Annotated in this window: 6 protein-coding genes; all 6 read left to right on the top strand. The window is 52.4% G+C overall.

Annotated features, from left to right (window positions below; all coding sequences use genetic code 11):
- Nucleotides 1–149: 149 nt before the first annotated feature.
- Nucleotides 150–611: a gamma-glutamylcyclotransferase family protein gene (locus EPO09_RS21790; protein WP_290646654.1), complete on the top strand. Its 462-nt coding sequence runs from the start codon at nucleotides 150–152 to the stop codon at nucleotides 609–611.
- A 64-nt stretch (nucleotides 612–675) separates the two neighbouring features.
- A complete protein-coding gene (locus tag EPO09_RS21785) occupies nucleotides 676–1,002 on the top strand; it encodes a hypothetical protein (protein WP_290646652.1) in 327 nt (108 codons plus the stop codon).
- Nucleotides 1,003–1,009: 7 nt separating this feature from the next.
- Nucleotides 1,010–1,810: a DUF2268 domain-containing putative Zn-dependent protease gene (locus tag EPO09_RS21780; RefSeq protein WP_290646650.1), complete on the top strand. Its 801-nt coding sequence runs from the start codon at nucleotides 1,010–1,012 to the stop codon at nucleotides 1,808–1,810.
- Nucleotides 1,811–1,826: 16 nt separating this feature from the next.
- Nucleotides 1,827–2,744: an isoaspartyl peptidase/L-asparaginase family protein gene (locus EPO09_RS21775; RefSeq protein ID WP_290646648.1), complete on the top strand. Its 918-nt coding sequence runs from the start codon at nucleotides 1,827–1,829 to the stop codon at nucleotides 2,742–2,744.
- Between the two features lie 95 nt (nucleotides 2,745–2,839).
- On the top strand, nucleotides 2,840–4,516 hold the full coding sequence (abc-f, locus tag EPO09_RS21770; protein ID WP_290646646.1) for a ribosomal protection-like ABC-F family protein: 1,677 nt from the start codon (nucleotides 2,840–2,842) through the stop codon (nucleotides 4,514–4,516).
- Between the two features lie 424 nt (nucleotides 4,517–4,940).
- Nucleotides 4,941–5,432, top strand: coding sequence for a hypothetical protein (locus EPO09_RS21765; protein WP_290646644.1), 492 nt, complete (start codon nucleotides 4,941–4,943; stop codon nucleotides 5,430–5,432).
- Nucleotides 5,433–5,657: the final 225 nt, after the last annotated feature.

Genomic DNA, 5,657 nt, shown 5'->3' with positions numbered 1-5,657 from the left:
CGAATTCCGTATGTTCGGGGCGACGAACTCTTTGGATCGGGTAGTCGGTTGGGCCAGAACCTGTCATCGTTACTGTATGGAAGCGATGATGTGAAGATCGCGGGAGCAGAAACCTGCTCCCGTCTCCTTTTTCCTCTAACACCACGGATATGATGCACTATTTCGCGTACGGATCGAATATGGATGAGCGGCAGATGGCGGTGCGTTGCCCGGGCGCCGTAGCCGTTGGGAAGGCCGTTCTGGCGGACTATCGGTTGGCATTCACGATCTATTCTTCGGTACGGCGATGCGGATGCGCGGACATCGTGAAGAGTCGCGCCGATAACGTGTGGGGTCTGCTCTATCGGTTGACCGAAAGGGATATGCTGTCGCTTGACGCATACGAGGGGGCGCCGGCGCACTATCGGCGGTTGACGATCATCGTCTCCGATGTGTTCGGGAACGACGTCGAGGCCGAGGCGTACGAGGTGGCGAATAAGGAGAGGGAACACCAGAAACCATCCGATGCGTATCTCGGAATGATTCTCGATGCTTCGGCCAGGTATGGTTTTCCGGAGGACTACCGTGGTATTCTGGAACGGGTAGTCTGTTTGAGTCGCTTCGAAACCTGAATTGGCGCCTTTTTGACCCCCATAGCTATCGGTGGTATCCTGGGGAAGATTTCAACCGGAACATATGGACAAAGAAACCAAAGAGGGATTCGAGAACGTCACGCGGGAATTTGAGAACCTCGCTTGGATCGTGCAGGGCGGGTTCTTGGAGTTGAGAACCGAGCTGAAAGGCGATATCGCCGCGCTGGATGTGAAGGTATCCTCGTTGGACGCAAAGGTATCCCAACTCGACGACAAGGTATCCGATCTCGACGTCAAAGTATCCGAGCTGGACTTCAAAGTATCCGAGCTGGATACCAAGGTGGTCAGTCTTGATGCCAAAGTGTCCCGGATCGATAGGCGGACGGAGCATCAGCATCGGAAATATGCGAAGCAGGGTAATCCGGGATAAAAAAGTATTGGCCAAGGTCTTCTTCTGCGGGGATGATTTTTCTCGTGCGAAGACTCCCGAGGCCATACTCGCGGAAGCGACCAGAAATATCCGGGACTCGCGGGTCATCGGTTATGCGGGGTTTTCAAAGAAAGAATATCTCACAGATTATCTCTTGCGGCAGATGTTCGATTCGAACGATCAAAACGTAAGGTTGTCAGGTCTCGATCCGATGAGGTATGCCGAGCGGGTGAAAGTAATTGAGCGCGCTTTACGCGATGCGAAGAAAGTCCTCTCTTCCAAACGCTACACGAGAATCTTTGTATTCCCTTCATTCAGCGCTTTTACGAAGGAGCAGATGGGTGGTGTCTCGGGCTACACGCCTTGGGAGGATACTCTACTTCTTTTCATAGATCCGACTGCTCGAAGTAGGAAGTCGCTTCGAGATACCATTCTGCACGAGTACGTCCATTCCGTATCCCGAGAACACCATTTATGGAAGACACTTCGGGACTCAATCGTATTCGAGGGATTAGCGGAAAACTTTGTATACAGCATCTCTCGCGGCATATTGAGTCCGTGGGCGGCGTCCATTCCCCGGGAAAGGGCGAGCAAGGTTTTCGCGGAGATACGGAAAAATCTTTCTTCGACGGATGTGGGTCTTTATCGAGAACTCTTTTTCAAAAATGAGAAGTATCCTCTCTGGGCGGGATACGCGATCGGATACCATCTCATTTCGGCGTACCGCAAGAAACATCCGGAGCTTGGCTGGGATGAACTTGTCAAGAAGTCAACAGCGGAGTTTGTGAAGACGGCCATATTTTTGTAGGAATAAAAAAATTCCTATGCGCAAACAGGAAACGGCATTGGTGATACACGGAGGCGCCGGTTTCATCTGTGACCAGGAAATCTACCGGGTTTCCTTAGGAGTCGTTCTGTCATCTGGGAAGGAGCGGCTCCTTGCGGGAGATTCGGCTCTTGATGTGGTCGAGCACTGCGTGAAGATGCTCGAAGACGATCCGGTTTTCAATGCGGGAAGGGGATCGGTCTTGAATGACAAAGGAAGGGTCGAGATGGACGCCGCTATTATGGATGGCAAGGATATGTCGGCCGGCGCGGTGGCGGCCGTTTCGAATATAAGGAATCCGGTCTGTCTCGCGCGGAAAGTGATGGCTGATGGCAGGCATATCCTGCTTATCGGGGAAGGAGCCATGGAGTTCGCCGAGGCATCGGGCGTGGCGATGGAAAATGATGAGTACTTCATAACCGATGCTCGCGTGCAGCAGTGGGAGGCTACGGTCAAGAACGGGGGCATCGCATTAGATCATTCGGAGGTTTCACGCGAAAGAAAGCTCGGAACGGTGGGTGCGGTCGCCCTTGATTCGATGGGGAATGTCGCCGCTACGACATCCACTGGCGGACTGGTCAACAAGAAATTCGGACGGGTCGGGGATTCTCCGATCATCGGCGCCGGCATTTTTGCTGACAACGGAACTTGCGCCGTTTCCTGTACGGGTATCGGTGAACATATCCTGCGTATCAGTCTCGCCAAGATGGTTTCTGACTATATGCTTATAGGGGGATGTTCCCTCAAGGAGGCCGCCCGGGAGACAATCGAATATTTCAGACGAAGAATCGGCGGAGACGGGGGGTTCATAGCTGTCGGGAACGATGGCGAGATCGCGTTCGAACATACGACGCCGCAGATGATATACGGGTATGCCGACCGTTTCGGGGAGGTCGGGATATTTGACAGAAATTGAAGGTAATACCAAAAATACTACCCTGTCAAACGTGCGCGAGGTCCATCGGGCAAAAGTTCGTTAACAGTGGTAAAATAGCAAGAAAGGAGACTATCATGTTACAAGCAAAACACATTCAAAAAAGCTACGGCAGTCTGACCGTGCTTGCCGATGTCTCTTTCTCCTTGGCTAAAGGGCAGAAGGTGGCATTAGTCGGTGACAACGGGACTGGTAAGACAACCATTCTCAAGATCATTGCTGGATTGGTGGAGCCCGATGCTGGCGAGATCGAACTCGTCAAGAATACGTGCATCGGATATCTCCCGCAGGATACCAGTCTCTCGGGCGATGAAACGATCAGTGTGTATCTGCGGCGAATCGCAGGCATTGATGCTCTTGAGCAAAAAATCGAGGTTCTTGCTTCTCACCTTGAGGACAAGGCGAAGTCTGATGAGTATGGGGACGCACATGAACAATACGAGCGTCTTGACGGTTATGCCTTTGAGCATCGCATCAAAGTGATGCTTGCGGGCTTCGGTCTTGAAAACGTTGGCATTGATCATCGTCTGTCTGATTTGAGTAGCGGGCAGAAAAGCAAAGTGGCACTGGCGGGGATTCTTCTCAAAGGTGTCGACCTCTTGCTTCTTGATGAGCCGACGAACAACCTCGACCTACCGGCACTCATATGGCTTGAGGATTTCCTTCGGAAGTCTGATGCCGCCTGCATTGTCATTTCTCACGATCGTCGGTTTCTTGATCGGGTCGTGAGGAAAATCTTCGAGCTTGGCCGAAATACGCGCGTACTCAACATTTCAGGAGGCTCATACAGTGACTATCTGGTGATGGTGGCGAAACGCATTGCTCGGCAGAAGGAAGAATATCGACTTCAACAGGAGGAGATTGAACGCCTTTCTGATCAGGCACGACAGCAAAGGGACACTTCGGCCAGAGGGTCGAACTGGCAAGGGAGCGACAATGACAAGTTTTTGCGAGGTTTCAAGCGAGATCGTGCAGGAGGATCTGGAAGAAAAGCAAAGACAATCGAAAAACGGATCGACCAGATGGAGAAAGTCGAAAAACCCATCGAACGCGATCCGTTTGAGATTCCTCTCAAGGCTGAAGCCGGTTCTGGAACGCTTGATATTCGTCTCACCGACGTGGTGGCAGGATATCCGGACGGCTTCACCATCGGCCCTGTGTCATTTGAGGCGCGGTATGGGAGCAGAGTCGGTATCATGGGATTAAACGGCGCCGGAAAGTCAACTCTCCTCAAGACCATCACTGGCCAACTGGCGACACTCGGCGGCACGATCGAGATCGGTTCCGGTGTCAAAATCGGAAACATGATGCAGGAGCACGAAAGCCTGCCTCGTGGTCGCACGCTTCTTGAATTCCTCAAGGAGCGAGCAGGGTTCAGAGAACAGGATTCGTATGCCAAGCTCGCAAAGTTTGGCTTCGAGGAAGGTCAAGTGAAACAGCCAATCGGTACCTTAAGCCCCGGTGGCCGTGCTCGATTGCTTCTTACCTTGTTTTCCGCCCAATCGGTCAACGTGCTGGTTCTCGACGAGCCTACCAATCACCTCGACCTTGAGGCGCTCGAAGCTCTAGAGGAAACGATTGAAGCCTATCGAGGAACCATATTGCTCGTGTCCCACGATCGATACTTCCTTGAAAAGGCACGACTTGATTCCACATATACCTTGTCTGAAGGGGTTCTCACCAGGATTCCAGATTACAAGACGTATGTGGCGCAGGCCGAGGAGCGAGCATCACAGCTTTTGAAATCACTGTGAGTTCACGAACCTGGGGGAATGAAACTCTTCCCGGGTTCTTTTTATAGAAACAGCTATCTCGATGTTGACTGATCGATTCTCTTGATCACCAGACCTCTTATCCCTCGGATGACTATATGGTAATACCATCTGGCAAGTCCGGGGGATTTTCATATTGTAGGCATGTTGTCCTGTTGTTTGACAAAACACCCCGTGGCCTGGTATTCTGGCTCCAGGAGAAGGAACGGGGGGATTCCGGGTGATTCGTTACGGAACCATATGACTGACGGGTACGGCGGGGGGTGCGCTGGGCTGAATGACGGAGTAGACGTATCGCAGTCTCTGGATGCGTTGCCAAAATTGCCCGGAATGAGGCGAATTTCATAGCTTTTGACCCCCGCTCGCGAGCGGGGTTTCGTTTTATGATGATGCTGTGCCGTCAACAATGAAGACTATGGACAGGAAATCAAAGATATTCTTTCTCGTTTTCGGTCTCCTCATCGCCGCTTCGGTCGCCGCTTCGTATTACCGGTACATCGTGAGGCGCGATTACATCGTCCAGGCGCAGGCGGACTGCGACCCGGCGACGGAGAAATGTTTCGTCCATACCTGCGACCCGGCGACGGAGACGTGCGCGGGAGACGCCGCCAAGGACACCTCGTACTACCAGATCATCCGCCGCAACGCCAAGCATATCCCGCTCTGCGACCCGTCGGCCGAGGACTGCGCCGCCTACGTTTGTCCGGAGGGCGAACGGGACTGCTCAATCACCCTCTGCGACGAGGCGACACTCGCGAAGGAAGGGAGCGGCGACGTTTGCAACGATCCGACGCAGTATACTATCGATCATCCCGCCACCGATGAAGGTGCCTCATCCGATACGGGGTCGTCGGACGGATCGGAACCGGACGCGCCCCAGGCTACCGCGGGGGAGTGATTTTTCGGCGATACGACGAAGGGGAGAATCCGAGCCGTTTCCTCGGCTTTTTTGATGGTTAAAAAGGCAGTTTTCGATGAAATTGCCACAATCTAAGTTGACAGAAATCAACGTATTTATTATAATTCAGTCAGTTAACTATCTGATTTTATGTGAATTATGTACATAGAACAAAAGCAACTGGGGAATATGAAAAGGCTATTTTCTCCGAACAAGGTCATCGTC

Source organism: Aquabacterium sp. (assembly GCF_004297345.1).
Taxonomy (GTDB): Bacteria; Pseudomonadota; Gammaproteobacteria; order Burkholderiales; family Burkholderiaceae_C; genus Aquabacterium.
This window is presented reverse-complemented; position numbering and strand designations above follow the sequence as displayed.

Excerpts from the sequence above, each read along its gene's own strand:
- EPO09_RS21790 (WP_290646654.1), top strand. The coding sequence starts at position 150 with ATGATGCACTATTTCGCGTACGGATCGAATATGGATGAGCGGCAGATG.
- EPO09_RS21785 (WP_290646652.1), top strand. The coding sequence starts at position 676 with ATGGACAAAGAAACCAAAGAGGGATTCGAGAACGTCACGCGGGAATTT.
- EPO09_RS21775 (WP_290646648.1), top strand. The coding sequence starts at position 1,827 with ATGCGCAAACAGGAAACGGCATTGGTGATACACGGAGGCGCCGGTTTC.
- abc-f (WP_290646646.1), top strand. The coding sequence starts at position 2,840 with ATGTTACAAGCAAAACACATTCAAAAAAGCTACGGCAGTCTGACCGTG.
- EPO09_RS21765 (WP_290646644.1), top strand. The coding sequence starts at position 4,941 with ATGAAGACTATGGACAGGAAATCAAAGATATTCTTTCTCGTTTTCGGT.